Consider the following 24,909-nt stretch of genomic DNA (forward strand, 5'->3'; position numbering starts at 1 on the left):
AGCCCCCGGACGTGGATTCTTGTGTCACGACTTGATCAACATCCGGGGGCTCCACCACGTTCCCGTACCGCCGGTACGCAACCCAGCAAACCCCTGCGGCATAACCACAACCCACCCCGTCAAGCACCCAGACCAGCACCAACAGGATGAAAAAACCCCATTGGGGCGCATGACCGCCGGGGACTCGGGACCTCAGCGCGTGGGGCGGCCTCCGGCGTTGGCGAGCATGAAGGTCTGCCAGATGTCCGTCGGCATCGTCGCGCCGGTGATCTTCCGGCCCCGGGAATCACGGAGGCGCCAGTTGTCGTCGTCGCCGCCGATCCACACCGCGGTCACCAGCTTCGGCGTGTAGCCGATCGCCCAGGCCGCCGCGTAGTCCTGGCTGATGCCCTGCTCGAACTGCCCGGTCGCCAGCGCCGCCGGGCGGCCGTCCGGCAACGTCGTGCGCAGCGCGTCCGTCACCGCGTCGGCCAGCCGTGTGCTCGTCGCGTCGTCGCCGCTGAACGGCGACGGCCGCGAGGTGTGCTGCCAGACGATCTCGCCCTTCTCGTCCCGGATCTTCTCGACCAGGTAAGGCATCGCACGCACGCCCTTGGCCGCGAAAGTCGCATACGCGCCCGCCATGTCCAAGGGCCGCAAGGGATACCGCCCGATCGCGATCCCGGCGCCGATGAGATCGCTGTTGTACTCCCGCAGGGTCGCGGCACCATCCACGGCGTCCGGGATGCCGGCGTCGCGGGCCGCGGCGCTCAGCGCGTCCGCGCCCAGCCGCTTCGCCAGGCCGACGAACGGCGCGTCCGCCGCCTTGCGCAGCGCCTGCCGGTAGGTGCACGGATCACCGCAGACGTTCGGATACTTGAACCGCTCGCCGAGGAACTCCGTCTCCGAGGGCGACGCCGCGGGCTGGTCGACCCCGACTCCCGCGCGCAGCCCGGCGAGCATGCTGAACGGGTAGAACGCCGAACCCGCCGGGTGCGCGACGCCCGCGTAGTCACGCAGGCCGTCGTCGCCGCCGTCGTAGACCCGCACCGCACCCGTCCCCGGATCGACGGACACGAGCGCGCCACGCAGCTCACGCGGTTCGCCCGCCAGCCGGTCCTTGACCGTCTTGCGCGCGCTTTCCTGCGCCCGCCGGTCCAGGGTCGTCTCGACGCGCAAAGTCCCCTGCCGCAACCGGTTCAGCGGGAAACCGGCGCGTTCGAGTTCGGCGAGCACGGCCTGTTTGACGTGGTACTGCTCGTAGTCCAGCTGACCCGCCCTGGTCTCCGACGGCGGCTGGATTTCCTTGCCGGGATAGGACATCCTGCCGATCTCGTCGCCCTTGACGTACCCTCGCTCGACGAGCTTGTCCCGTACGTACTCCCAGCGCCTCGCCGCGTGCTCGTCGCCGGAGACGGCCGGATCGTGCACCGACGGCGACTGGATCATCCCGGCCAGGAACGCCGCCTCGCTCCAGGTGAGGGACTCGTCGAGACCGCGGCCGAAGAACGCGTTCATCGCCGCGGCCGGGCCGAAAGTGTTGCGCCCGAAGGAAATGATGTTCACGTAGCTCTCGAAGATCTTCTCCTTCGACTGCTCCTGCGTGATCTTCGTGGCGAGCACCAGCTCGGTGAGCTTGCGCGTGATCGCGTGCTCGTCGTCCCCGGTGGACTTCTTGATGTACTGCTGCGTGATGCCGGATCCGCCGCCGAAACCGGTCAGCAGCGCGCGGCCGACGCCTGTCGGGTCGAAGCCCTGGTTGTCCCAGAACGTCGGATCCTCGGTCGCGACGATCGCGTCCCGCAGCTTGGCGGGGATCCGCGCGTAGGGCACGAAGAGCCGGTCGCCGTCGGGCGGGACGACCTTGAGCAGTTCCGAACCGTCCGAATAGTCCAGTGTGACGGTCTTGTCGAGCCCGGCGAGCACCTCCTGCGGACTGCGCACATCGAGCACCAGGTAGGCGATCCAGAAGGCGAGGAGCGGGATGCCGGCCCCGAGTCCGGCGGTCCAGCAGGCGATCCGGCGGACACGCCGCCACCGGCCAGGCCTCTTCTCGCCGGTTTCGGACTCGGATTCCCCAGAAATCTCATCCACATCACGTCCGACGCTCGAAAGAGTGACGAGGTTGAGGCGGGCCGGATCACTGAAACAGGATCATGACATTTCAGAGGAACGCGCGCAGCAGCGACGCGGTGCCCTCGATGTGCTCGGCCATCGCGCGGCGCGCGGCGACCGGGTCACCCGCCAGGATCGCGTCGACGATCTCCTCGTGCTGAGCGTTGGAGTGCTCCAGATTCGGCTCCAGCAACGGGATCCGGTCGAGCAGCTGGTTGACCCGCGTCCGCGCGTCGGCCATCGCGGTGGTCAGCGAGCCGGACGCGGTCACCTCGGCGATCGCCAGGTGCAGCCGGGAATCCTTGCGCCGGTAGTCGGCGAGGTCCGAGGCCGACGCGTCGGCGAGCGTGCTGGTCAGGTGCTGCCGGTCGGCCGGGCTCAGCGAGCGCGCCGCCGCCAGCTCGGCGGCCCCGGTCTCCAGCACGTACCGCAAGCTCAGCGCGTCTTCCAGCGCGACAACCGGACGCTCCCCCACGGGGTGGCCCGGTTCGGGGAGGTTCTCGTTGACGAATGTGCCGCCGTAGCGCCCTCTCCGCGATTCGACGTACCCAGCGTCGGACAGCGCCCGGATCGCCTCGCGCAGCGTGACGCGGCTGACGCCGAGGCGTTCGGCCAGCTCCCGCTCGGACGGCAGGCGCTCCCCCGCGCCGACCACCCCGAGCCGGATGGCCTGCAGGAGCCGCTCGACGGTCTCCTCGAAGGCGTTGCCCGTCCGCACCGGACGGAACAACGCTTCACCGGCATTCGCCGCCGAGGTCGACTCCACCCAGCGAGTTTATGCCGACTCCGGTGATCAACGCTGTCCATCACAACCACAGAGAACCCTTTGCAAAGCTCCCTCTGCGTTCTAGAGTGTGCCCATGACCGGGAAACGACGGACGCGGCCGATCGACGCGCGGATGCTCCGCGCGCTGGCCCATCCGTTGCGCATGCGGATGCTCGAACTCCTGCACGCCGACGGTCCGGCGACCGCGACAGGGCTGGGCAAGCGGGTCGGCGAAAGCTCGGGCACGACCAGCTGGCATCTGCGCATGCTGGCCGAAGCGGGCCTTGTCGAGGAGGACACCGAGCGAGGGAACAAACGCGAACGCTGGTGGCGTCCGTTGCAGGAGGCGACGCACATGCGGACCGCCGACTTCTTCGGCGACCCGGACCTGGCCGCGCCGCTGGACACCTACCTGCGGTCCGTGGTCGAGCAGCGCTACCAGGCCGAAGCACAGTTCGTCAGCGAACTCCCGCAGTGGATGGACCGCTGGTACGACAAGGCCACCTTCGGTGACGCCCGGCTTTCCCTGACGCCCGAAGAAGCCGCGGCGATGAGCGCGGAAATCCACGAGGTGGTCGACCGCTACCGCCGGGACGCGCGGCCGGGCGACGACAGCGTGATCGCGCACTGGTCGGCGTTCCCCCGGAAGGCACGTCCCGAGGAATCCGACGGCGTTCGCCCGGAGCCGACACGCGATGTTTCGTGAGAAAACCACTGGAATCATCCGGCCACGGTGAGCAACTATTGACAACGTCCAGTGAGACACCGAAGACCGAGTGGGGGCGATCCGGTGCACTTCCTGATGGCGCAGGACCTGGTCAACGAGCGGGAGGCGGAGTTACGCCGCGGCACCCGCAGGCTTCCGCGTAACGGCGGCCGGGCCTGTCTGGGCAGCACCCGGCGGCAGCGCCTCGGCTGGACACTCGTGGAGGTCGGGCTCCGGCTGGCCGTCGAGCCCGATGACCGCACCGAAAACGTTGGCGCGCGGGACTTCCGGGTGTAGAACGGAATCAGCCGGACAGGCCTCCGGCGACTGGGGATTCCATGAGCCGGTTCAGTCCTGAGCCGTTGTCGGATGACGACGAGCTACGCGAATATCGCCTCACCCGCGAGCGCTTCTCGGATTTCACGCCGCCTGTCGTGTTGTTGCTCGTGCTTCAGATCGGCCTGCTGTTCTGGCGGGCCGACGACATCCCGATGCGGATCATCGTCACCGTGCTGGTGGCCCTCCCGCTCGTCCTGATCGCCTGGTACTCGCTGGTGAGCGCGACCCACACCGATCAGGACGGCGTGACGGTCCACGGCTGGTTCCGCGCGAGGAAGACGCCGTGGACCCGGATCCAGGACATCGTCGTCGAACCGAAACACCACCGCCAGCTCAAGTCCGCGCCCTACTTCGTCACGGCGATGTACGACGACACGGGCCGCCGCATCGTCCTGCCGAACCTCAACGACCGCAACGGCCTGGACCTCGAACACGAAACCGAGATCCTGCACCGCATGTGGCTTTCCCGGCGCGGCGTGACCTGGCGATCGATTCCCGCCGTCCGGCAGTCCCACACTCCAGGACGGCCCGCACCGAAGCCGCCGTGGCGTGTCGCTCTGAAGGTGGCGGCGACCACGCTGTTGCTGGACATCGTGGCCTTGTTCGCCATCGCCGCCGTGGTGGCCGACGACGGCCCGTGGGCCGGGTTCTTCCTGGAAGTCGTGCTCCCGTTTCTCATCGTGTTCGGTCCGGCCACCATCGCGTTCTTCGTCACGCTGTACGTCACGCGCGCACGGCGCGCGGCCAAGGCATCGGGCCCGCCTCGGCCGCGCACCAAGAAACAGCGTTAGCTCAGCACTCGATGACGTTGACCGCGAGGCCGCCGCGCGCCGTCTCCTTGTACTTGATGCTCATGTCGGCGCCGGTCTCCCGCATCGTCTTGATCGCCTTGTCCAGCGTCACGACATGACTGCCGTCGCCGCGCATCGCCATCCGCGCGGCGTGGATGGCCTTCGACGCGCCGACGGCGTTGCGCTCGATGCACGGGATCTGCACGAGTCCGCCGACCGGGTCGCAGGTCAGCCCCAGGTGGTGTTCGACGCCGATCTCGGCGGCGTTCTCCACCTGTGCCGGGCTGCCGCCGAGCACCTCGGTGAGCCCGGCGGCGGCCATCGCGGACGCCGAGCCGACCTCGCCCTGGCAGCCGACCTCGGCCCCGGAGATCGACCCGGTCTGCTTGAGGATCGACCCGATCGCGCCCGCGGTGAGCAGGAACGTCACGATCCCGTCGTCCGAAGCGCCGCGGATGAACCGCTGGTAGTAGTGCAGCACGGCGGGGATGATCCCGGCCGCGCCGTTGGTGGGCGCGGTGACGACCCGGCCGCCCGCGGCGTTCTCCTCGTTCACCGCGAGCGCGTACAGGCTGACCCAGTCCATCGCGTACAGCGGGTCCTCGACGCCGTCCTCGGCGAGCAGCTTGTCGTGCAACGCCTTCGCCCGCCGCGGCACCTTGAGCCCGCCCGGCAGGACGCCCTCGTGCGCACATCCATTGTGGACACATTCGGCCATGACCGCCCAGATCCCGAGCAGCCCCTCACGGATCTCTTCCCTGGTACGCCAGGCGAGTTCGTTGCGGAACATGATCTCGCTGATCGGCAGGCCGGTCGACGCGCAGTGCGCGAGCAGGTCGGCGCCGGTGCGGAACGGGTACGGCACCGGGGTCGAGTCCTCGACCACGACCGTGTCCGTCTCGTACGACTCGTCCCGCACGAACCCGCCGCCGACCGAGTAGTACGTCCGCTCGCGCAGCAGGACGCCGTCGCCGTCGAACGCGCGGAAGATCATGCCGTTCGGATGCGCGGGCAGGGATTTGCGGCGATGCATGGTGAGGTCGGTGTCCTCGGTGAACACGATCTCGTGCTCGCCGCCCAGCTTCAGGCTGCCGGACTCGCGGATCTCCGCGATCTTGCCCGGCACGGTGTCGGTGTCGACCTCCTCCGGCCGCTCACCGGACAGCCCGAGCAGCACGGCCTTGTCGCTGCCGTGCCCGAACCCGGTCGCGCCCAGCGAACCGAACAGTTCACTTTGGACACGCGTGGTGCGGCTCAGCAGGTTCTCGTCGACGAGACCGTCCACAAAGGTCCGCGCGGCCCGCATCGGACCGACCGTGTGGGAGCTCGACGGCCCGATGCCGATCGAAAACAGGTCGAAGACGCTGATCGCCATTGATCCGCCCCTTCCCTTAGTTCCGGCCCGAAGTAATTTTTACCGCTGAGGGCCCATTGGATACAGCCAGAAGCGAGCTGGCCTCTTGTGCGGCCGGCCCCTTGTCGGCGAGGTGCCTCAGGTTGTCCGGCAGCTCTTCTCCACGGTAACTCTTCGTCTGCGCGTAGAGGCGTCCGGCGCGGTAGGAGGACCGCACGAGCGGCCCCGCCATGACCCCGGCGAAGCCCATCGCCTCGGCCGCCTTCGAGTGCTCCACGAACTCCTCCGGCTTCACCCAACGGTCCACCGGATGATGCCGCGGCGACGGCCGCAGATACTGCGTGATCGTCAGAATCTCACAACCCGCGTCCACCAGATCCCGCATCGCCGGGGCGACCTCGTCCGGGGTCTCGCCCATCCCGAGGATCAGGTTCGACTTCGTCACCAACCCCGCCTCACGCGCCTTCGTGATCACCTCAAGCGACCGCGCGTACCGGAACCCAGGCCGGATCCGCTTGAAAATCCGCGGCACCGTCTCCACGTTGTGCGCCAACACCTCCGGCCGCGACCCGAACACCTCCGCCAACTGCGCGGGATCGGCGTTGAAATCCGGGATCAACAACTCGACACCAGTACCGGGGTTGAGCGCGTGAATCTGGCGCACCGTCTCGGCATAGAGCCAGGCGCCACCATCCGCCAGATCATCGCGAGCGACCCCGGTCACCGTCGAATACCGCAGCCCCATCGCCTGAACGCTCTCAGCCACCTTCCGCGGCTCGGTGCGATCCAGCGCGGCGGGCTTACCGGTGTCGATCTGGCAGAAATCGCAACGCCGGGTGCACTGATCGCCACCGATCAGGAACGTGGCCTCACGGTCTTCCCAGCACTCGTAGATGTTGGGACACCCGGCCTCTTCACAGACCGTGTGCAAACCCTCACGACGGACAAGACCCTTGAGTTCGGTGAACTCCGGCCCCATCTTCGCCCGCGTCTTGATCCACGAAGGCTTCTTCTCGATCGGCGTCTGGCTATTGCGGACCTCGAGCCGCAACAGCTTCCGACCCTCCGGCGCCGCGGTCATCGCGCGAGGTCGGCGTAGAGGGGGTGCTTCTTGGCGAGCAGCTCGACACGGGCACGCAGCGTCTGCCGCACGTCGTCGTCGAAGTCCGGTTTGAGTGCCTCGGCGATGATGTCGGCGACCTCGGTGAAGTCCTCGGCGCCGAAGCCGCGGGTGGCCAGCGCCGGGGTGCCGATGCGCAGCCCCGAGGTCACCATCGGCGGGCGTGGGTCGAACGGGACCGCGTTGCGGTTGACCGTGATCCCGACCGAGTGCAGCCGGTCCTCGGCCTGCTGACCGTCCAAAGCGGACTGGACGAGGTCGACGAGCACGAGGTGCACGTCGGTACCGCCGGTGAGCACCCGGACACCCGCCTCCGCGGTGTCCGAACGCGACAGCCGGTCGGCGAGGATCTTCGCGCCTTCCAGCACACGCTGCTGACGCTCGCGGAACTCCTCGCTCGCGGCGATCTTCAGCGCGACGGCCTTGGCGGCGATGACGTGCTCCAGCGGCCCGCCCTGCTGACCGGGGAACACCGCCGAGTTGATCTTCTTCGCCAGCTCCTGACGGCACAGGATCAAGCCGCCGCGCGGGCCGCCGAGGGTCTTGTGCGTGGTCGTGGTGACGATGTCGGCGTGCGGCACCGGCGAGGGGTGCAGCCCGGCCGCGACCAGGCCGGCGAAGTGGGCCATGTCGACCATGAGCTTGGCGTCCACCGCGTCGGCGATGCGCCGGAACTCGGCGAAGTCGAGCTGACGCGGATAGGCGGACCAGCCGGCGATGATCAGCTTCGGCTTGTGCTGGACGGCCAGGCGTTCGATCTCGGCGAGGTCGACGATGCCGGTCTCTTTGTCGACATGGTAGGCGACGACGTTGTAGAGCTTGCCGGAGAAGTTGATCTTCATCCCGTGCGTCAGGTGGCCGCCATGCGCCAGGTCGAGGCCGAGAATGGTGTCGCCCGGCTTCAACACGGCGAACATCGCGGCCGCGTTGGCCTGCGCGCCCGAATGCGGCTGGACGTTGACGTGCTCTGCGCCGAAGAGCGCCTTCGCGCGCTCGATCGCGAGCTGCTCGACGACGTCGACGTGCTCGCAGCCGCCGTAGTAGCGGCGGCCGGGGTACCCCTCGGCGTACTTGTTGGTCAGCACCGAACCCTGCGCCTCGAGTACGCCCTGCGGGGCGAAGTTCTCCGAGGCGATCATCTCCAGGGTGGTCTGCTGGCGGGTCAGCTCGTCGGCGACCGCGGCGGCGACCTCCGGGTCCACTTCGGACAGCGGCGCGTCGAACGTGGTCATGGGTCAGGCCTCCTGGGTCAAAACCGCGTAGGCGGCGGCGTCGAGCAACTCCGGCAGGTCACCGCTGGTGCGTACCCGCAGCAGCCAACCCTGGCCGAACGCGTCGTCGTTGATGACCTCGGGGGTGTCCGAAGTGGCCTCGTTCACCTCGACGACCTCACCGCTGACCGGCGAGTACAGCTCGCTGACCGACTTGGTCGACTCGACCTCGCCGAACACCTCGCCCGCGGTGACCTTGTCGCCGACCGACGGGAGCTGGACGAAGACGATGTCGCCGAGCGACTCGGCGGCGAAGGCGGTGATCCCGACCGTGGCGACGCCGTCGGCGACGCTCAGCCACTCGTGATCCTTGGTGTAGGACAGGTCCTGGGGAATGCTGGTCATGAGAAAGCCTTTCGATGTGCCCGGCTGGTCAGGGCGGTCAGGAACGCTTGTAGAACGGGAGGGCGACGACCTCGACGGGCTCGATCCGCCCGCGGATGTCGACGGAAAGCCCGGTGCCGGGCTCGCTGTGTTCCCGGTCGACGTAGGCCATGGCGATCGGGTAACCCAGCGTCGGCGACAGCGCACCACTGGTGACCTCGCCGATCTCGGTCTCGCCCGCCAGCACTCGGTACCCGTGCCGCGGCGCGCGGCGCCCGGTGCCCTTGAGGCCGACGCGCACGCGCGGGACGTCGGCCTTGGCCAGCTCTTCGAGTGCGGCCTTCCCGACGAAGTCGCCGGGCTTCTCGAACTTCACGACCCGGCCCAGCCCGGCCGCGAACGGGTTCAGCGCACGGGTGAGTTCGTTGCCGTACAACGGCATTCCCGCTTCGAGCCGCAGTGTGTCGCGGCAGGCGAGGCCGGCCGGGAGCAGCCCGTGCTCCTGTCCCGCCTCGGTCAGCAGGCGCCACAACGCCGGTGCCTCGGCGGCGGGGACGAACAACTCGAAGCCGTCCTCGCCGGTGTAACCGGTGCGGGCGAGAAGGACCTCATGCCCCTTCACCGTGGCCGGGACGCTCGCGTAGTACTTCAGCGAGTCCAGATCCGCGTCGGTGACGGAGCGGAGGATCGCCACCGCGTTCGGGCCCTGGACGGCGATCAGTGCGACGCTCTCGGAGCGGTTGTCGACCACGGCGTCGAACCCGGCGACCCGCTCGGCCAGCGCCTCGGCGACGACGTCCGCGTTGCCCGCGTTCGCCACCACCAGGAACTTCTCGTCGGCGAGCCGGTAGACGACCAGGTCGTCGAGCACGCCGCCGTCGGCGTCGCAGATCATCGTGTAGCGGGCGCGGCCCGGCTTGACCCCGGACAGGTTGCCCACCAGCGCGTAGTCCAGCGTCGCCGCGGCCTGCGGGCCGGTGACCTCGATCTCCGCCATGTGCGAGAGGTCGAACAGCCCGGCCGCGGTGCGCACGGCTTTATGCTCGGCCAGTTCGCTGCTGTACCGGACCGGCATCGACCAGCCCGCGAAATCGGTGAACAGCGCACCGAGTCCTTTGTGGACTTCGTGCAGGGAGGTTTCCTTCGACACGGGTTCAGCCTTCGTAAGCGTTGAGGGGCGGGCAGGAGCAGACGAGGTTGCGGTCGCCGTGGGCACCGTCGATCCGGCGCACCGGCGGCCAGTACTTCGTCTTGCGCGAAACCCCGGCGGGGAACACGGCGAGCTCGCGGTCGTACGGTTTGTCCCACTCGCCGACCAGCGCGCCGGCGGTGTGCGGGGCGTTGCGCAGCGGACTGTTCTCCGCGGTCCAGCGGCCCTGCGCCACGCCATCGATCTCCTCGCGGATGGCGATCATCGCGTCGCAGAACCGGTCGATCTCGGTGAGGTCCTCGCTCTCGGTCGGCTCGACCATGAGCGTGCCTGCCACCGGGAACGACATCGTCGGCGCGTGGAAACCGTAGTCGATCAGGCGCTTCGCGACGTCGTCGACGGTGACGCCGGTTTCCTTCGTGATACCGCGAAGATCGAGGATGCACTCGTGGGCGACGAGGCCGTCCTGCCCGGTGTAGAGAACCGGGTAGTGCGGGCCGAGCCGCGAGGCGACGTAGTTCGCGGCGAGCACCGCGACCTCGGTGGCCGCGGTGAGGCCGGGCGCGCCCATCATCCGGACGTAGGCCCACGAGATCGGCAGGATCGAGGCCGAGCCGTAGGGCGCGGCGCTGATCGGGCCGACGCCGGTGTCCGGCCCCGCGACGTCCAGCAGCGGGTGGTTGGGCAGGTACGGCGCGAGGTGCGCGCGCACCGCGACCGGGCCGACGCCGGGGCCACCGCCGCCGTGCGGGATGCAGAACGTCTTGTGCAGGTTCAGATGCGAGACGTCGCCGCCGAACTCGCCCGGCTTGGCCAGCCCCAGCAGAGCGTTGAGGTTCGCACCGTCCACATAGACCTGTCCGCCGCCGTCGTGCACGATCTTGGCGAGCCGCTCGATGCCGTGCTCGTAGACCCCATGCGTGGACGGGTAGGTGACCATGATCGCGGCCAGCGTGTCCTTGTGCGCGTCCACTTTGGACTGGAGGTCGTCGAGGTCGACGTTGCCCTCGGCGGTGCACTTGACCACGACCACGCGCATCCCGGCGAGCACCGCCGAGGCGGCGTTGGTGCCGTGCGCGGACGACGGGATCAGGCACACGTCGCGGGCGTCGTCGCCGTTGGCGCGGTGGTAGGCGCGGATGGCCAGTAGCCCGGCGAGTTCGCCCTGGCTGCCCGCGTTCGGCTGGAGCGACACCTTGTCGTAGCCGGTGACCTCGGCCAGCCAGCCCGACAGCTGCTCGACGAGCACGTGGTAGCCCTCGGCGTCGCCGGCGGGCGCGAACGGGTGGATACCCGCGAACTCGCGCCAGCTGATCGGCTCCATCTCGGTGGTGGCGTTGAGCTTCATGGTGCACGAGCCAAGCGGGATCATGCCGCGGTCGAGCGCGTAGTCCTGATCGGACAGACGACGCAGGTACCGCAGCATCGCCGTCTCGGACCGGTGCGAGCCGAAGACCTCGTGGCTCAGGTAGCCGCTCTCGCGGGCAAGCCCGTTCGGCAGCGCCTTCTTGCTCTCCTCCGGCGCGGCTTCGACGCCGAACGCACGCAGCACCTTCGCGAGGACGTCCGGGCGGGTGACCTCGTCGCAGGCGACGCGGACGTGGTCGGCGTCGACGTGGCCGAGGTTGATGCCGCTTTCCCTCGCCGCGGCGTGGATTTCGGCCGCCTTGCCGGGCACGCGCGCGACGACGGTGTCGAAGAAGCCCTCGTGCACGACCTCGACGCCGCCCTGCCGCAACGCCTCGGCGAACCCGGCGGCCAGGCCGTGCACCCGGGCGGCGATGCGCTGCAGGCCGTCCGGACCGTGGTAGACCGCGTACATCGCGGCGAGCACGGCGGGCAGCACCTGCGCGGTACAGATGTTGGACGTCGCCTTCTCGCGGCGGATGTGCTGCTCGCGGGTCTGCAACGCGAGGCGGTACGCCGGATTGCCGTCCGTGTCGACGGAGACCCCGACGAGACGGCCGGGCAGCGAACGCTCCAGTCCACTTCGGACGGACATGTACCCGGCGTGCGGGCCGCCGTAGCCGAGCGGGACACCGAAGCGCTGCGTCGAGCCGGCCGCGACGTCGGCGCCGAACTCACCCGGCGAGGTGATGAGGGTCAGGGCCAGCAGGTCGGCGGCGACGGTGAACAGCGCGCCCGCGGCCTTCGCCGAACCGGAGATCGCGTGGTAGAAGCCGGGACCGCGCAGCACTCCGGACGCGCCGGGATACTGGACGACGACGCCGAAGAACTCCTCGGGCAGCCCGGTCAGCAGGTCGCGGACCTGGACCTCGATGCCCAGCGCCTCGGCGCGGGTGCGGACCACGGCGATGGTCTGCGGCAGGCATTCGGCGTCGAGGACGACGACGTTCGACTTGGACTTCGAGGCGCGCCGCATGAGCGTGACCGCCTCGGCGACGGCGGTGGCCTCGTCGAGCAGGGAGGCGTTCGCGGTGGCCAGGCCGGTGAGGTCGGCGACCATGGTCTGGAAGTTGAGCAGGGCTTCGAGACGGCCCTGCGAGATCTCCGGCTGGTAGGGCGTGTACGCGGTGTACCAGGCCGGGTTCTCCAGCACGTTGCGGCGGATCACCGGCGGGGTCACGGTGTCGTGGTAGCCGAGGCCGATCATCTGCGTCATCGGACGGTTACGCGCGGCGAGCGCGCGCAGTTCGGCGGTGGCGTCCTCTTCGGACGCGGCGGCGGGGAGATCGAGGCCGTGAGCACTGCGGATGGCGGACGGGACCGCGGCGGCGACGAGCGCGTCGAGGCTGCCGTAACCGCATTCGGCCAGCATCTTGGCCTGTTCGGCCACCGATGGGCCGATATGCCGGGTGTCGAACGGTGTCGATGTGATGGGGAGCTCCTCGGGCCGGGCACTGGGTAGACCGGTGCGCTGGAACTCCCCCTCTGTCATGGCACCTGAGAGTTTCACCGTGCGTTCCTGATCGAACACAGCACGGCTTTCACCTTGGGTGAGGCGTGGGTACGCCTGCTTTCCAGAGTGGCCTCGCACGAAGCGGTAGTGGATACCTGAGAGATTCCGGGGAGTTTGCTCCTTCGGTGCCCCACCACGTTCGTGAGGACTCTCCCGCTCCGGCTCGACGGCCCGATCTGTAGTTGTCGCGCATACCGTACCCGGCGGCTTCACCCCCCGTCCACTTCTCCCCGCCCACACCACACCGGCGATCTCACGTGATTGAACGGCGACCTCACGTGACTGAACGGAGATCTCGCGTGTTTGGCCGGGGTCCCCGTCCGATCACGCGAGATCTCCGTCTGATCACGCCAGGTCGCTGTCGGATCACGCGAGATTGCCGTTACAGCGGGGTGACGTAGGCGCCGGAGATGCCGCCGTCCACGAGGAACTGGGAGGCGGTGATGAAGCTGGCGTCGTCGCTGGCGAGGAAGGCGACGGCGGCGGCGATCTCCTCCGGCTCGGCGAACCGGCCGACCGGGACGTGCACGAGGCGCCGCGCGGCCCGTTCGGGGTCCTTCGCGAACAGCTCCTTGAGCAGCGGGGTGTTCACCGGCCCGGGGCACAGCGCGTTGACCCGGATGTTCTCGCGGGCGAACTGGACGCCCAGTTCGCGGCTCATCGCGAGCACGCCGCCCTTGGACGCGGTGTAGGAGATCTGCGAGGTCGCCGCGCCCAGCACCGCCACGAACGACGCCGTGTTGATGATCGAGCCCTTCCCCTGCCGCTGCATATGCGGCAGGACGGCCTTGCAGCACAGGTACACCGAGGTCAGGTTGACCTGCTGGACCTTCTGCCACGCGTCGATGCCGGTGGTGAGGATCGAGTCGTCGTCCGGCGGCGAGATCCCGGCGTTGTTGAACGCGACGTCGACCGAGCCGAACTGGTCCACTGTGGACTGGAACAGGGCCTCGACCTGCTCGGCGTCGGTGACGTCGGTCTGCACGAACACGCCGCCGACCTCGTCCGCCGCGGCCTTGCCCGGCTCCGGCGCGACGTCGGCGATGACGATCTTCGCGCCTTCGCTCGCCAGGCGCCGCGCGGACGCCAGACCGATCCCGCTGGCCCCGCCGGTGATCACCGCGACGCGGCCCTCGAAACGCTGCACCATCCCTATTCCTCCGTGCTCAGAAAGACGTTCTTGGTCTCGGTGAACGCCGTCGCGGCGTCCGGCCCGAGCTCACGGCCGAGACCGGACTGCTTGAACCCGCCGAACGGGGTCCAGTACCGCACCGACGAATGCGAGTTGACCGAGAGGTTCCCCGACTCGACGCCGCGGGAGACCCGGAACGCGCGGCCGACGTCGCGGGTCCAGATCGACCCGGACAGTCCGTACTCGGTGTAGTTGGCCATGTCGACCGCGTCGGCCTCCTCTGCGAACGGGACGACGGCGACGACCGGGCCGAAGATCTCGTCCGTGGCCAGGGGGTCTTGGAGATTCGGCGGGGTGACGACGGTCGGCGCGAACCAGAACCCCGGCCCGTCCGGCGCGCTCCCCCGGAAGGCCACCGGCGTCCCGGCACCGACGTAGGACGCCACCTTCGCGTGATGCGCGGCCGAGATGAGCGGTCCCATCTCGGTCTTCTCCGACCCCGGATCGCCGACGACCACGCCACGCACGGCGGGTTCGAGCAGCTCCATGAACCGGTCGTACACGCTCGCCTGCACGAGGATCAGCGAACGCGCGCAGCAGTCCTGACCCGCGTTGTCGAAGACCCCGTACGGCGCCGTCGCGGCAGCTTTTTCGACGTCGGCGTCGGCGAAGACGATGTTCGCGTTCTTCCCGCCCAGCTCCAGCGTCACGCGCTTCACCCTCGCCGCGCAGCCCGCCATGATCCGCTTGCCGACCTCGGTCGACCCGGTGAAGACGACCTTGCGTACTGCCGGATGCTCGACGAACCGTTGTCCCACAACGGATCCCTTGCCCGGCAGCACCTGGAAGACGTCCTCGGGGATACCCGCCTCGCGCGCCAGTTCGGCGAGCCGGATCGCGGTCAACGGCGTCAGCTCGGCGGGCTTGAGGACCACGGTGTTCCCGGCCGCGAGGGCGGGCGCGAAACCCCAGCCCGCGATCGGCATCGGGAAGTTCCACGGCACGATGACGCCGACGACGCCGAGCGGCTCGTGGAACGTGACGTTCACCCCGCCTGGCACCGGGATCTGCTGGCCGATCAGGCGTTCCGGCGCGGCGGCGTAGTAGTTCAGGACGTCACGGACGTTGCCTGCCTCCCAGCGCGCGTTGCCGATCGTGTGCCCGGAGTTCGTGACCTCCAACCGCGCGAGGTTCTCGATGTCGTTCTCGACGGCGTCGGCGAAACGACGCAGGATCCGGGCACGGTCGCCCGGAGCGACGTCACGCCAGGCGGGGAACGCGGCCTGCGCGCGGGCGATCGCCGCGTCGGTCTCCTCGGCGCTGGTCAGCGCGACCGACCGCACCACCTCTTCGGTGGCGGGGTTGATGACATCGAACGTCATTCGTTCTCCTTACCGGCGGCCGCCACGAGGGCCGCGAAGAGCCGAAGGTCGTCGGTGTCCTGTTCGGGATGCCATTGCACCCCGAGGACGAAGTTCCCGCCGGGCAGCTCGGCGGCCTCGACGGTGCCGTCGGCGGCCCAGCCGACCGGGACCAGCCCGTCGCCGAGCCGGTCGATGGCCTGGTGGTGGTAGCACATCGCCTTGGTTTCCGCGCCGAGGATCTCCGCCGCGCGGGACCCCTCGGCCAAGGTGATCGTGCTGGTCCCGAACGTGGCGGGCGCGGGCTGGTGCTCGCGGCTCCCGGTCGCCTCCGGCATGTCCTGGGTCAGCGTGCCGCCGAGCGCGACGCTGATCACCTGGAGGCCGCGGCAGACGCCGAGCACCGGAACCCCGGCCTCGATCGCCGCGCCGAGCAGGCCGAACTCGAAGGCGTCGCGATCGGGCCTGGTGTAGGTCTTCTCGTGCGGCTCCTGGCCGTACCGCGCCGGATCGACGTCGGCGCCGCCGACAAGCACGATCCCGTCCACAGTGGACACCAGCCGATCGTAGGCGTCGGTCACCGGTGGCAGGAGCACGGGAATCCCGCCCGCAGCGGCCACGCAGTCGACGTAGACCCGGTGCAGGAGCGCGGCTTCGGTGTCCCAGACGCCGAATTTCGCGGGCTCGATGTAGGTCGTCAGGCCGATGACCGGCTTCCGCCGACGTACTTCCTCCCGCGGAGGCGGCGAAGAATCAGAGGCGCTCGAAACCACGAATGCGCTCCCAATCGGTGACGGCCTTCTCGAAGGCCTCGCGTTCGATCTTCGCCGCGTTGAGGTAGTGCCGGTGGACGTCGTCACCGAACGCCCGCTCGGCGAGTTCGCTCGCCGCGAACTCGCCGATGGCCTCGCCGATCGTGGCGGGCACCCTCGGCAGCACGGAGGAATCGTAGGCGTTGCCGGTGAACTCCTCCTCCAGCGGCAACTCGTTCTCGATGCCGTGCAGCCCGGCGGCGATGAGCGCGGCGACGGCGAGGTACGGGTTGACGTCGCCGCCGGGCACGCGGTTCTCCACCCGCAGCGAATCACCGTGGCCGACCACACGCAGCGCGCACGTGCGGTTGTCCGTGCCCCAGGCGATACCGGTCGGCGCGAAGCTGCCGCGCACGAACCGCTTGTAGGAGTTGACGTTCGGCGCGAAGAAGTAGGTCAGCTCGCGTAGCCCGGCGAGCTGACCGGCGAGGAAGTGCTCCATCAGCTGGGAAAACCCGCCCGGCCGGTCACCGGCGAGCACCGTGCCGCCTTCGGCCGAGCGCAGGCTGACGTGGATATGGCAGGAGTTGCCCTCGCGCTCGTCGTACTTCGCCATGAAGGTGAGGCTCTTGCCCTCCTGCGCGGCGATCTCCTTGGCCCCGGTCTTGTAGATGCTGTGGTTGTCGCAGGTGGTCAGCGCGTCGGCGTAGCGGAAGGCGATCTCCTGCTGGCCGGGGTTGCACTCCCCCTTGGCCGACTCGACGTACATGCCGGCGCCGCCCATCTCGCGGCGGATGCGGCGCAGCAGCGGCTCGATCCGCGCGGTGCCGAGCATCGAGTAGTCCACATTGTACTGATTGGCGGGCTTCAGCCCCTGGTAGCGCTTGTCCCACGCGGCTTCGTAACTGTCGTCGAAGACGATGAACTCCAGCTCGGTGCCGACGTACGCGGCGAGCCCGCGCTCGGCGAGCCGGTCGAGCTGGGCACGCAGGATCTGCCGCGGCGACACCGTGACCGGCCCGCCCTGCACCCGTTCCACGTCGGCGAGCACCAGCGCCGTGCCCGGCTGCCAGGGGATCAGCCGCAGCGTGTCGAAGTCGGGCCGCAGCACGAAGTCGCCGTAGCCGGTGTCCCACGACGAGATGTCGTAGCCGTCGACGGTGTTCATCTCGACGTCGACGGCTAGGAGGTAGTTGCACGCTTCGGTGGCATGCGGCACCACCTCTTCGAGGAAGTACTCCGCGGCGCAGCGCTTGCCCTGCAACCGGCCCTGCATGTCGGTCATCGCGACGAGCACCGTGTCGATCGTCCCGTCGGCGACCAGCGTGCGCAGCTGATCGAGGGTGAGCATGCCTTGTCTCCGCGCCATCGGCCACCCCAAAGGTTTGAATCGAATCCTTTGCGGGTTCTTCCTACCGGGTGGCCGCGCACGGGTCAACCGGAACAAAGGTATGAATCTGAACCTTTGAATCCTGCCACGGCAACCCTCGGACATACCGGCCGGAATGTCCGTGATGTCCGGCTGAGAAGAGTCTGTGAATCCCGCCCGCGTGGGACCATTTGGGGAGCGTCGCACGTTGTACGGGGCAGGAGAGGTGAGATCGATGACCACAGCATTCACGCAGAGCTCGGTGAACCCGCAGCAGGCACGTCCGCAGCTGCCCACGATGCCCACCGGCTGGCCGATCGGTTCCTACGAGTCGTACGAGCAGGCCCAGCGGGCGGTCGACCACCTCGCGGGCACCGACTTCCCGGTGACCGACGTGACCATCGTCGGCGTCGAACCGGTGCTCGTCGAGCGCATCGCGGGCCGGATGAACTGGCGCAGGCTGCTCGGCAACGCGGCGATGTCCGGCGCGCTGTTCGGCCTGTTCCTCGGCCTGGTGCTGAGCATGCTGAACCCCGGCGCCGGGCTCATCCCGATCGGGATCGGCCTCGTCGCCGGTATCGGGTTCAACCTGCTGTTCGGCGCGCTGGGCTACGCGGCCAGCCCGAACAAGCGGGGGTTCGTCTCGCAGAGCCAGCTGGTCGCGCGCCGGTACGACGTGCTGAGCCAGCCGCGCAACGCCGAGAAGGGCCGCGAGCTGCTCGCCGACCTCGCCGCACGTAGCGCCTTCGGCCACTGACGCGCCCGCCGGATCACCGTGCTGGGGAGCGGCCCCGACCGCCGCTCCCCAGCACGTCCGCTACCGGGTCGGCGGAGCGGAGCTGGACGGCGGTGTCGCCGGCGCCGAGGAGGACGGAGCCGCCGGGGCGCTGGAGGTCGGCGCGCCCGGGCTCGGGCTCGGCGTCGTGCCCTTCGGGATCGCGGCGCTGAACGGGATGTCGGTCCGTTCCCGGCAGACACCGCGGTAGCCGTTGTAGCCGTTGACGCGCCCTCGGTTGTCGGTGACGCCCTGGTCGAGCCACGGCCGCGGGAACTTGTTGTCCGCGCCGACCCGCATCTTGCTGCCTGTCCCCGGTTCGCAGGCGAAACGGCTCATCGTGAGCGGCCGTCCCTCCTCGTCGTAGAGGTAGACCTCGGTCAGCGGCTTGCCCTGCGCGTCGAACGCGTAGACGTTGTCGACCGACTCGTTGCCGTACTGCAACTGCTTGCTGCCGTACGAGTCGCTCGTGGTGGTCGTGGGATACGAACTCGGGCTCGAGCCCCATGAGGTCCGACCGGCGACCAGATCGACCGCGGCACCGAACCCGCCGAGCATGCCCCCGACGACGAACGCCGAGATCGGCACGGCCACCCACAGCAGCCGCCGGTCCTTGCCCAGCTTCGCACCCGCCCAGATCGCCGCGATCGCGGCGGCCAGCAGGAACGGCAGCAGCAGCGCCGCGTACCGGTGCCGCAGCATGAGCAACAACCCGAAGCCGACCAGCACGGCCGCGCACACCAGCCACCACGCCGGGCGCAGCGAACGCAGATAGCCCAGCACCTTTCCGCGGTCCCGATTGTCCTCAGTGGACACGAGCCGCTCCTTGGCCCAGACGACCTCCGGGAGCGCCAGCACGGCGGCGAGACCACGCTTGAGCAGGAAATACACGCTCAGCACGAAAACCGGCGCCAGGAAGGCCAGGCCGAGCAGCGCGTCCGGATCGACCCGCACCGCGGCGGCGAACGCGAACATCGCGAGCCCAGCCGCGCAGAACACCAAGCCCCACAAGGCGAAGCGCGGCCCGAACAGGCTCGGCGCCTTCGCTCCCGGCGTCGGCAGCACGGTCGTCGCCGCTTCGGACGGCGGTGGATACCCGCCCGCCGACCGCAGCTCCGCCGCGTAGCTCTCCGGCGTGCCGAGCCGTTCGATCAGCGCCTCGACCTTGGCGTCGGCGCCCAGCTCGGCCTCCATCTCGGCGAGATGCGGCCGGACGTCCTCCAGGATTTCCTCGATCTCACCGGCGGGCAGGTCAGCGAGCGCCGTCCGGACCCTCGCCAAATACACCCGCACGGCGGTCGGCCGCTCACTCATGCTGCCTCTCCCTGTCCCAGCAAAATGTCCATTGTGGACGCGAACCCCTGCCATACCTTCATGGACTCGGCGAGCCGGGTCCGTCCCGGTTCGTTCAGGCTGTAGTACTTGCGGTGCGGCCCTTCCTCGCTCGGAACCACGTACGACGTCAGCAGCCCCGCCTTGTACAAGCGGCGCAGCGTGCCGTACACCGACGCGTCCCCCACGTCCTCCAGGCCGGCGATTCTGAGTCTTCGCAGGACGTCGTAGCCGTATCCGTCGTCCTCGCGCAGCACCGCGAGCACGGCGAGATCGAGCACGCCCTTGAGTAGCTGACTGATCTCCACCCGATCCCTCCAGTCTTACGCGTCAGAAGGTACCACGCATTGCGCAGTAGTGTGCACAGCAGTGCGCCGATCGGCACGAGAACGTATCTCTCAGACCGGAAGGCCCAGGTCAGCACAGGTCTTGCGGCGGATCTGCTCGACGACCCCGGAGTGTCGCCAAGCATGCGTCACCTGGACGAGCCAGGCGGCCTCGGCGGCGACATCGGCCTCCGGCGACTGCCTTGCGGGGGTGTCCTCGGTTTGGTAGCGCCGATCCGCCTCGTTCGCGAGCAGCGCGGCGGCAAGCGCGGCCGCCTCGACCGTGGCGGCGATCAACCGTTCTGGCAAGCCCTCGCGACGTGCCCGCGCTTCGGCCAGCGCCGGGATCCCCGGGTCGAAGTACGGCCGCAGCGCGAGGTGTCCGTCCCGGATTTCGATGACTCGCCGGTACAACGCGAACTCGACACCACCGGGCAGGCCACGTCCGGAATCGAGGGCGATCCCCGGAGCGGCGTCGCGCAGCGCGGCCCACAACGGTTCGATGCGGCGATAAGCGTGATACGCGCGAAGCCAGCGAAGCGGCGCGCTCAGCGATGGCCCCCAGACGCTGAGCGTCGCGCCGGCGACCGCGAAGCCGACACAGCCCGCGGCGAGGATCGCCGAGTAGACGTCCTCGCTGGCGTTCACCTTTCCGGTGGCGATCAGCCTGCCGATGTCGTCGATGCCCCAGAACGTCCACGCCAGCGCGGACACCGCGCCGCCGACGATGAGCCACAGCCCGGTCCGCAGCGGCCCCGGCTCGGCGAGACGCGCGAAGCGGCCGAACACGACGATGAACGTCGAGAGGCTGACGACGCCGTAGACGATGAAGAGCATCAGGTACGCGACGAGATACCAGAGCCTGCCGGGACCCGCGACGGTGTCCTCACCCGCCCGATGCGTCCGCGCGAGGAAGAACAACACCACTTCCCCGGCGATCACGACGCAGGTGAGCAGCACGTGCCAGCCAGGCCTGGCGTGCACGCCCAGCCGCATCGAGCGGGCGAACGCCACCGCGAAGGCCATCGCGCCGATCTTGAACAGGTCCGAGGCGAGATTCACCAGGCTGGCGAACGGCTCCCGCCCCGCCACCACCGACTCCATCGCGGGCGTGAGCACGAGGATTCCCGCCGCGATGCAGATCCCGAAGCCGGACAGGCACCACATCCGCCGCGCGGGCTGGGTACGCCGTGCTTCGACGAGCTTGAAGCTGAAACCGGCGAAGCCGAGCACGCAGCAGTAGTAGGCCAGTGTTTCGATCACGAGGACCCGCGACGGGGCTTGCTCCCGAACAGGGTGTCCAGGCGGGCCATCCCACCGGCGAGGTCGCTGTCGCGTTCGTCGGACCTCGCCGGTGCGGGGGCACTTTCGCCGCGGGCCACCCGGTGCGCGATGAGCGAGGCCAGCAGTTCGGCCTCCTGCTCCTCGACGGCGGTGTACGTGGTCCTGCCGAGGACACGGCGGACGAGTTCCGGTGACAGGTTCGGCATGAGCGCCCGGCTGGCGGCGGCGTCGATCGCCGCGCCGGCGGCGCCACCACCGGGCGCGGTGGAACCGACGTGCCCGCACAGCAGATGCCCGACCTCGTGCAGCAGGATGTGCCGCCGGTGCAGGGCGGTCGTGTTGGTCGGATAGAGGATGTAGTCGGCACGCTCGGTGCTCATCAGCAGACCGCATGGCCCGCCGGACGGCGCGTTCACCGGCATCAGCTCGATCGGGCGCCCGCGCCGGGCCGCGATCGCGGCCACGAACCGTTCGGCGTCGAACGGTTCGGGCAGGGTCAGCGTGCCGGCCAGCCTGCGGCACCGCCGCCAGAGCTGCTTGCGCTGCCGGTCCCGCACGGCTCAGGCCTCCTTGTGCTGGCCGCCGCGGCCGGCCTCCCTGCGGGCGATCGCGTCGATCATGTCGCTGATCGTGTCCAGCCCGTCGGCCGAGAGGGTCACCGCGCGCAGCGCGACGTCGCGGACGCCGGCGTCGCGCAGCGCACCCAGCAGGGCCAGCTCCTCGGCGATCTTGGTGCTCTGCTCGTCGTCGAAGAAGTATGCCGGAGGAACACCGAAGAACTGCGCGAGCGCTTCGAGATGCCGTTTGGTCGGGTTGTCGCGGCGGCCGGTGCGCAGCTGCCAGAGGTAGGTGGTGGAGAAGCTCTCCCCCGTCGCCTCGCGGCAGGCCTTGGCGACCTCCTCGTGGCTGTAGGACTCACGATCCGGCCTGCGCACGACGTCGAACAGTTTGTCGATCTTGTCGGCGAGCGTCGACTTGCCGGGTTCGGTGGCCACCATCACTCCCTCAACGGCGCTGTAGTGCGCGTTTTCATCCTAGTTGATGAAGACGCTGGTCGCATCAACGCGAGTTACCACGCGGCCGCGGCTGGCATCGCGGGCAGGAGAACGACGACCGGTTCATGAACGGCTCGCGGCGGATCGCCGTGCCGCATCGGCCACACGGCAGGCCTTCCTGTCCGTAGGCGTCCAGCGACCGGTCGAAGTAGCCGGACTGGCCGTTCACGTTGACGTACAAGGCATCGAAGGACGTCCCGCCCGCGCCGAGCGCCTCGGCCATGACGTCCGAAGCCGCCGTCAGCAGCGCCCTGGTCCGGGCCGCGGTGAGCTTGTCCGTCGGCCGCGCCCAGTGCAGTTTCGAACGCCAGAGCGCCTCGTCGGCGTAGATGTTGCCGACGCCGGACACCAGCGTCTGATCCAGCAGCGCGCGTTTGACCTCGGTGCGGCGCGAACGCAGCGCCTTCACCGCGACGTCGAGATCGAACGCCGGATCCATCGGATCCCGCGCGATGTGCGCGATCGCCGAGGGCAGCCGCGTCCCGTCGACCTCGACCAGATCGTCCAGCGCGAGACCGCCGAAGGTGCGTTGATCGACGAACCGCAGCTCCGGGCCGTCGTCGGCGAAACGGATCCGGACCCGCAGATGCTTTTCGTCCGGCGCGCCCTCGGGCTGGACGAGCATCTGCCCGCTCATCCCGAGGTGCGCGAGGACGGCTTCTTCCAAGCCCGAGGTACTTTTTCCCGCCGAGGGCGCATCAGCAGAGCCGAGCTCCAGCCACAGGTACTTGCCGCGGCGGCGCACCGCGTCGATCCGGACGCCCGCGAGACGGCCGGTGAAATCCTCCGCGCCGAGCGCGTGACGACGGATCGCCCGCTCGTGGAGTACCTCGACCTTGCTGATCGTGCGACGCTCGACATGCGCCTCGAGGCCGGCGCGAACCACCTCGACCTCGGGAAGTTCAGGCATACGCCCATTCTGGCGCAAGGCTCAGGACGAGGAGCCTTCGCCGTCGCTCTCTTCGGCCTGCTTCGCGGCCGCGATCTCGTCCGTGAGCGCCCGCCACGCCATCTCGGCGGCCTTCTGCTCGGCTTCCTTCTTGGTGGAACCCGTGCCACGCCCGTAGTCCCGGCCGCCGACGAGCACCGTGGCGGTGAACTCCTTGCGGTGGTCCGGACCGGTGTCCTCGACCCGGTACTCGGGCACGCCGAAACCGGCCGACGCGGTCAGCTCCTGCAGGCTGGTCTTCCAGTCCAGCCCGGCGCCCCGCCTCGGCGCCTCGGCGAGCAGGCCGTCGAAGAGGTGGTGCACCAGCTTCCGGGCGACCTCGATGCCGTGCTGCAGGTAGACAGCACCGATGACGGCCTCGAGACCGTCGGCGAGGATGCTCGCCTTGTCCCTGCCACCGGTGAGCTCCTCGCCCTTGCCCAGCAGCAGGTGTGCCCCGAGGCCACCCTCGCCGAGCCCGCGCGCCACTCCCGCCAGTGCGTGCATGTTGACCACACTGGCGCGCAGCTTCGCGAGCTGACCCTCGGGCAGCTCGGGGTGAGTGGTGTAGAGGTGGTCGGTGACCACGAGGCCGAGCACCGCGTCGCCGAGGAACTCCAGCCGCTCGTTGGGCGGGAGGCCGCCGTTCTCGTAAGCGTAGGAACGGTGGGTCAGCGACAGCCTCAGCAGCTCGGGGTCGAGAGTGACCCCGAGCGCCTCGAGCAGTGAGGTGGGATCGACCGCGGGTCCGTTGGGTGTCTTACCCCCCATGACCGGCTACCCGGATCAGGCGGGCTCGACGACCTGGCGGCCGTTGTGCTGGCCGCACGACGGGCACGCGACGTGCTGGAGCTTCGGCTGCTTGCAGGCGCGGTTGGAGCAGGGCACCAGCTGAACCGGAGCCGCCTTCCACTGGCTGCGGCGCGCGCGCGTGTTGGATCGCGACATCTTCCGCTTCGGGACGGCCACGAGTAGATCTCCTTAAGACGGTCTGCCCGCGGTCAGGCGAGCGAAACTAGGCTTGCTGTCCGGGGCCGTCCACGGGCTTTTCACCCGCGTTCTCGTCGAAACGCTCGACCAGTGCGGCCCACCGAGGGTCTATCTTCTCATGCCCGTGTCCGGGCTCGAGATCGGCCCACTTGACGCCGCATTCGGTGCAGAGTCCGGCGCAGTCCTCGGTGCACAGCGGGGCCAGCGGCAGGGCCAGCACGATCGCGTCGCGGACGATCGGCTCCAGGTCGATCCGGTCGTCGACCAGGCGGGGAATCTCTTCCTCCTCCGTGGTCTCCTCGGTCGACGAGCCGGGGTAGGCGAAGAGCTCGGTGAGCTCGACCTCGACGTCCTCGGTGATCGGGTCGAGGCAGCGCGAGCAGGCGCCGCTCGCCGTCGCCGTGGCGGTGCCGGTGACCAGCACGCCCTCGACGACCGACTCGAGCAGCAGATCCAGCTCCAGCTCGGCCCCGGCCGCGATGGTGATCACCTCGGGCACGCCGAGCTCGGTGTCCAGCGGCACGGTGCGCCGGACGGCGCGGCTGAGACCGGCGTGCCGGCCCAGCTCACGGGTGTCGAGCACCCACGGGCTGCGGTCGTCGAGCGACGCGGGCCGGGAGTGCGAAGTCTTGTTCTCGGACATCCTCACCAGGGTACGCAGCGCCCGCCACCCCTTTCGAGCTGGGCGGGCCTGGTCTGAAGGGCGCCTTCGGTGCGCTGGGCGCGCTGAAGGGCGCTTTCAGTGCGCTGGTTGCACTGAAAGCGCCCTT

The 24,909-nt window shown here is 69.2% G+C and carries 25 protein-coding genes and 1 riboswitch; of the genes, 4 read left to right on the forward strand and 21 right to left on the reverse strand.

Going from position 1 to position 24,909, the window contains the following annotated elements; genetic code table 11:
* Positions 1-192 precede the first annotated feature (192 nt).
* Positions 193-2,073 carry a transglycosylase domain-containing protein gene (locus ACFWY9_RS25710; protein WP_378340118.1) on the reverse strand — a complete coding sequence of 627 codons (1,881 nt, stop codon included), beginning with the start codon at positions 2,071-2,073 and terminating at the stop codon, positions 193-195.
* A gap of 70 nt (positions 2,074-2,143) precedes the next feature.
* Positions 2,144-2,860, reverse strand: coding sequence for a FadR/GntR family transcriptional regulator (locus tag ACFWY9_RS25715; RefSeq protein ID WP_378340119.1), 717 nt, complete (start codon positions 2,858-2,860; stop codon positions 2,144-2,146).
* A gap of 94 nt (positions 2,861-2,954) precedes the next feature.
* On the opposite strand from ACFWY9_RS25715, the gene ACFWY9_RS25720 reads away from it, so the two are divergent.
* From ACFWY9_RS25720 to ACFWY9_RS25730, 3 genes are all read left to right on the forward strand, one after another.
* Positions 2,955-3,566: an ArsR/SmtB family transcription factor gene (locus ACFWY9_RS25720; protein ID WP_378340120.1), complete on the forward strand. Its 612-nt coding sequence runs from the start codon at positions 2,955-2,957 to the stop codon at positions 3,564-3,566.
* Between the two features lie 84 nt (positions 3,567-3,650).
* On the forward strand, positions 3,651-3,863 hold the full coding sequence (locus tag ACFWY9_RS25725) for a hypothetical protein (RefSeq protein WP_378329065.1): 213 nt from the start codon (positions 3,651-3,653) through the stop codon (positions 3,861-3,863).
* Between the two features lie 41 nt (positions 3,864-3,904).
* The gene (locus ACFWY9_RS25730) at positions 3,905-4,696 is read left to right on the forward strand and encodes a hypothetical protein (protein ID WP_378329064.1); all 792 of its coding nucleotides are present in this window, start codon (positions 3,905-3,907) and stop codon (positions 4,694-4,696) included.
* A 1-nt stretch (position 4,697) separates the two neighbouring features.
* On the opposite strand, the gene ACFWY9_RS25735 is transcribed toward ACFWY9_RS25730, so the two are convergent.
* From ACFWY9_RS25735 to ACFWY9_RS25780, 10 genes are all read right to left on the reverse strand, one after another.
* The gene (locus tag ACFWY9_RS25735) at positions 4,698-6,071 is read right to left on the reverse strand and encodes an L-serine ammonia-lyase (RefSeq protein WP_378329063.1); all 1,374 of its coding nucleotides are present in this window, start codon (positions 6,069-6,071) and stop codon (positions 4,698-4,700) included.
* A gap of 16 nt (positions 6,072-6,087) precedes the next feature.
* Entirely contained in the window at positions 6,088-7,131 is a 1,044-nt protein-coding gene (gene lipA, locus ACFWY9_RS25740) for a lipoyl synthase (protein WP_378340121.1), read from the reverse strand.
* Complete coding sequence (glyA, locus tag ACFWY9_RS25745) at positions 7,128-8,402, reverse strand: serine hydroxymethyltransferase (protein ID WP_378340122.1); 1,275 nt, start codon at positions 8,400-8,402, stop codon at positions 7,128-7,130. Before glyA ends, lipA begins: the two co-directional genes overlap by 4 nt.
* Before the next feature lie 3 nt (positions 8,403-8,405).
* Entirely contained in the window at positions 8,406-8,786 is a 381-nt protein-coding gene (gene gcvH, locus ACFWY9_RS25750; RefSeq protein ID WP_378328898.1) for a glycine cleavage system protein GcvH, read from the reverse strand.
* A gap of 37 nt (positions 8,787-8,823) precedes the next feature.
* Complete coding sequence (gcvT, locus tag ACFWY9_RS25755) at positions 8,824-9,915, reverse strand: glycine cleavage system aminomethyltransferase GcvT (protein ID WP_378328899.1); 1,092 nt, start codon at positions 9,913-9,915, stop codon at positions 8,824-8,826.
* Positions 9,916-9,919: 4 nt separating this feature from the next.
* A complete protein-coding gene (gene gcvP / locus ACFWY9_RS25760; RefSeq protein ID WP_378328981.1) occupies positions 9,920-12,754 on the reverse strand; it encodes an aminomethyl-transferring glycine dehydrogenase in 2,835 nt (944 codons plus the stop codon).
* A 153-nt stretch (positions 12,755-12,907) separates the two neighbouring features.
* Positions 12,908-13,001: riboswitch (glycine riboswitch) on the reverse strand.
* Positions 13,002-13,217: 216 nt separating this feature from the next.
* The gene (locus tag ACFWY9_RS25765) at positions 13,218-13,985 is read right to left on the reverse strand and encodes a 3-oxoacyl-ACP reductase (RefSeq protein ID WP_378328900.1); all 768 of its coding nucleotides are present in this window, start codon (positions 13,983-13,985) and stop codon (positions 13,218-13,220) included.
* Between the two features lie 2 nt (positions 13,986-13,987).
* Entirely contained in the window at positions 13,988-15,349 is a 1,362-nt protein-coding gene (locus ACFWY9_RS25770; RefSeq protein ID WP_378340123.1) for an aldehyde dehydrogenase family protein, read from the reverse strand.
* Positions 15,346-16,101 carry a gamma-glutamyl-gamma-aminobutyrate hydrolase family protein gene (locus ACFWY9_RS25775; protein ID WP_378340124.1) on the reverse strand — a complete coding sequence of 252 codons (756 nt, stop codon included), beginning with the start codon at positions 16,099-16,101 and terminating at the stop codon, positions 15,346-15,348. Before ACFWY9_RS25775 ends, ACFWY9_RS25770 begins: the two co-directional genes overlap by 4 nt.
* Entirely contained in the window at positions 16,082-17,431 is a 1,350-nt protein-coding gene (locus ACFWY9_RS25780) for a glutamine synthetase family protein (RefSeq protein ID WP_378340125.1), read from the reverse strand. Before ACFWY9_RS25780 ends, ACFWY9_RS25775 begins: the two co-directional genes overlap by 20 nt.
* Before the next feature lie 253 nt (positions 17,432-17,684).
* On the opposite strand from ACFWY9_RS25780, the gene ACFWY9_RS25785 reads away from it, so the two are divergent.
* Positions 17,685-18,206 carry a general stress protein gene (locus tag ACFWY9_RS25785; protein ID WP_378328904.1) on the forward strand — a complete coding sequence of 174 codons (522 nt, stop codon included), beginning with the start codon at positions 17,685-17,687 and terminating at the stop codon, positions 18,204-18,206.
* Positions 18,207-18,266: 60 nt separating this feature from the next.
* Here ACFWY9_RS25785 and ACFWY9_RS25790 read toward each other — a convergent pair whose 3' ends face one another.
* The 9 genes from ACFWY9_RS25790 to ACFWY9_RS25830 form a co-directional block, all read right to left on the reverse strand.
* Positions 18,267-19,538 carry a DUF1700 domain-containing protein gene (locus tag ACFWY9_RS25790; protein WP_378340126.1) on the reverse strand — a complete coding sequence of 424 codons (1,272 nt, stop codon included), beginning with the start codon at positions 19,536-19,538 and terminating at the stop codon, positions 18,267-18,269.
* Entirely contained in the window at positions 19,535-19,864 is a 330-nt protein-coding gene (locus tag ACFWY9_RS25795; RefSeq protein ID WP_378328906.1) for a PadR family transcriptional regulator, read from the reverse strand. The genes ACFWY9_RS25790 and ACFWY9_RS25795 overlap by 4 nt, the downstream gene beginning before the upstream one ends.
* A 90-nt stretch (positions 19,865-19,954) precedes the next feature.
* Positions 19,955-21,145 carry an MAB_1171c family putative transporter gene (locus tag ACFWY9_RS25800; protein ID WP_378340127.1) on the reverse strand — a complete coding sequence of 397 codons (1,191 nt, stop codon included), beginning with the start codon at positions 21,143-21,145 and terminating at the stop codon, positions 19,955-19,957.
* Positions 21,142-21,723, reverse strand: a complete 582-nt coding sequence (locus tag ACFWY9_RS25805; RefSeq protein WP_378328908.1) for a hypothetical protein — start codon at positions 21,721-21,723, stop codon at positions 21,142-21,144. Before ACFWY9_RS25805 ends, ACFWY9_RS25800 begins: the two co-directional genes overlap by 4 nt.
* Positions 21,724-21,726: 3 nt before the next feature.
* The gene (locus tag ACFWY9_RS25810; protein WP_378340128.1) at positions 21,727-22,164 is read right to left on the reverse strand and encodes a helix-turn-helix domain-containing protein; all 438 of its coding nucleotides are present in this window, start codon (positions 22,162-22,164) and stop codon (positions 21,727-21,729) included.
* 61 nt (positions 22,165-22,225) lie between these two features.
* Positions 22,226-23,131, reverse strand: a complete 906-nt coding sequence (mutM, locus tag ACFWY9_RS25815; protein ID WP_378340129.1) for a bifunctional DNA-formamidopyrimidine glycosylase/DNA-(apurinic or apyrimidinic site) lyase — start codon at positions 23,129-23,131, stop codon at positions 22,226-22,228.
* A gap of 21 nt (positions 23,132-23,152) precedes the next feature.
* A complete protein-coding gene (gene rnc, locus ACFWY9_RS25820) occupies positions 23,153-23,920 on the reverse strand; it encodes a ribonuclease III (RefSeq protein ID WP_378340130.1) in 768 nt (255 codons plus the stop codon).
* A gap of 15 nt (positions 23,921-23,935) precedes the next feature.
* Positions 23,936-24,118, reverse strand: a complete 183-nt coding sequence (gene rpmF / locus ACFWY9_RS25825) for a 50S ribosomal protein L32 (RefSeq protein ID WP_345389129.1) — start codon at positions 24,116-24,118, stop codon at positions 23,936-23,938.
* Between the two features lie 46 nt (positions 24,119-24,164).
* Positions 24,165-24,782, reverse strand: a complete 618-nt coding sequence (locus tag ACFWY9_RS25830; RefSeq protein ID WP_378328912.1) for a YceD family protein — start codon at positions 24,780-24,782, stop codon at positions 24,165-24,167.
* Between the last annotated feature and the right edge of the window lie 127 nt (positions 24,783-24,909).

Origin of the sequence: Amycolatopsis sp. NPDC059027 (genome assembly GCF_042739735.1) — a bacterium.
In the GTDB taxonomy this organism is placed as follows: Bacteria; Actinomycetota; Actinomycetes; order Mycobacteriales; family Pseudonocardiaceae; genus Amycolatopsis.

Bases quoted from the DNA above. Each gene is read 5' to 3' on its own strand.
- ACFWY9_RS25790 (WP_378340126.1), bottom strand. From the start codon at position 19,538: ATGAGTGAGCGGCCGACCGCCGTGCGGGTGTATTTGGCGAGGGTCCGG.
- ACFWY9_RS25730 (WP_378329064.1), top strand. From the start codon at position 3,905: ATGAGCCGGTTCAGTCCTGAGCCGTTGTCGGATGACGACGAGCTACGC.
- mutM (WP_378340129.1), bottom strand. From the start codon at position 23,131: ATGCCTGAACTTCCCGAGGTCGAGGTGGTTCGCGCCGGCCTCGAGGCG.
- lipA (WP_378340121.1), bottom strand. From the start codon at position 7,131: ATGACCGCGGCGCCGGAGGGTCGGAAGCTGTTGCGGCTCGAGGTCCGC.
- ACFWY9_RS25780 (WP_378340125.1), bottom strand. From the start codon at position 17,431: ATGCTCACCCTCGATCAGCTGCGCACGCTGGTCGCCGACGGGACGATC.
- ACFWY9_RS25765 (WP_378328900.1), bottom strand. From the start codon at position 13,985: ATGGTGCAGCGTTTCGAGGGCCGCGTCGCGGTGATCACCGGCGGGGCC.
- ACFWY9_RS25830 (WP_378328912.1), bottom strand. From the start codon at position 24,782: ATGTCCGAGAACAAGACTTCGCACTCCCGGCCCGCGTCGCTCGACGAC.
- gcvH (WP_378328898.1), bottom strand. From the start codon at position 8,786: ATGACCAGCATTCCCCAGGACCTGTCCTACACCAAGGATCACGAGTGG.
- ACFWY9_RS25785 (WP_378328904.1), top strand. From the start codon at position 17,685: ATGACCACAGCATTCACGCAGAGCTCGGTGAACCCGCAGCAGGCACGT.
- rnc (WP_378340130.1), bottom strand. From the start codon at position 23,920: ATGGGGGGTAAGACACCCAACGGACCCGCGGTCGATCCCACCTCACTG.
- ACFWY9_RS25720 (WP_378340120.1), top strand. From the start codon at position 2,955: ATGACCGGGAAACGACGGACGCGGCCGATCGACGCGCGGATGCTCCGC.
- glyA (WP_378340122.1), bottom strand. From the start codon at position 8,402: ATGACCACGTTCGACGCGCCGCTGTCCGAAGTGGACCCGGAGGTCGCC.
- ACFWY9_RS25735 (WP_378329063.1), bottom strand. From the start codon at position 6,071: ATGGCGATCAGCGTCTTCGACCTGTTTTCGATCGGCATCGGGCCGTCG.
- ACFWY9_RS25770 (WP_378340123.1), bottom strand. From the start codon at position 15,349: ATGACGTTCGATGTCATCAACCCCGCCACCGAAGAGGTGGTGCGGTCG.
- ACFWY9_RS25810 (WP_378340128.1), bottom strand. From the start codon at position 22,164: ATGGTGGCCACCGAACCCGGCAAGTCGACGCTCGCCGACAAGATCGAC.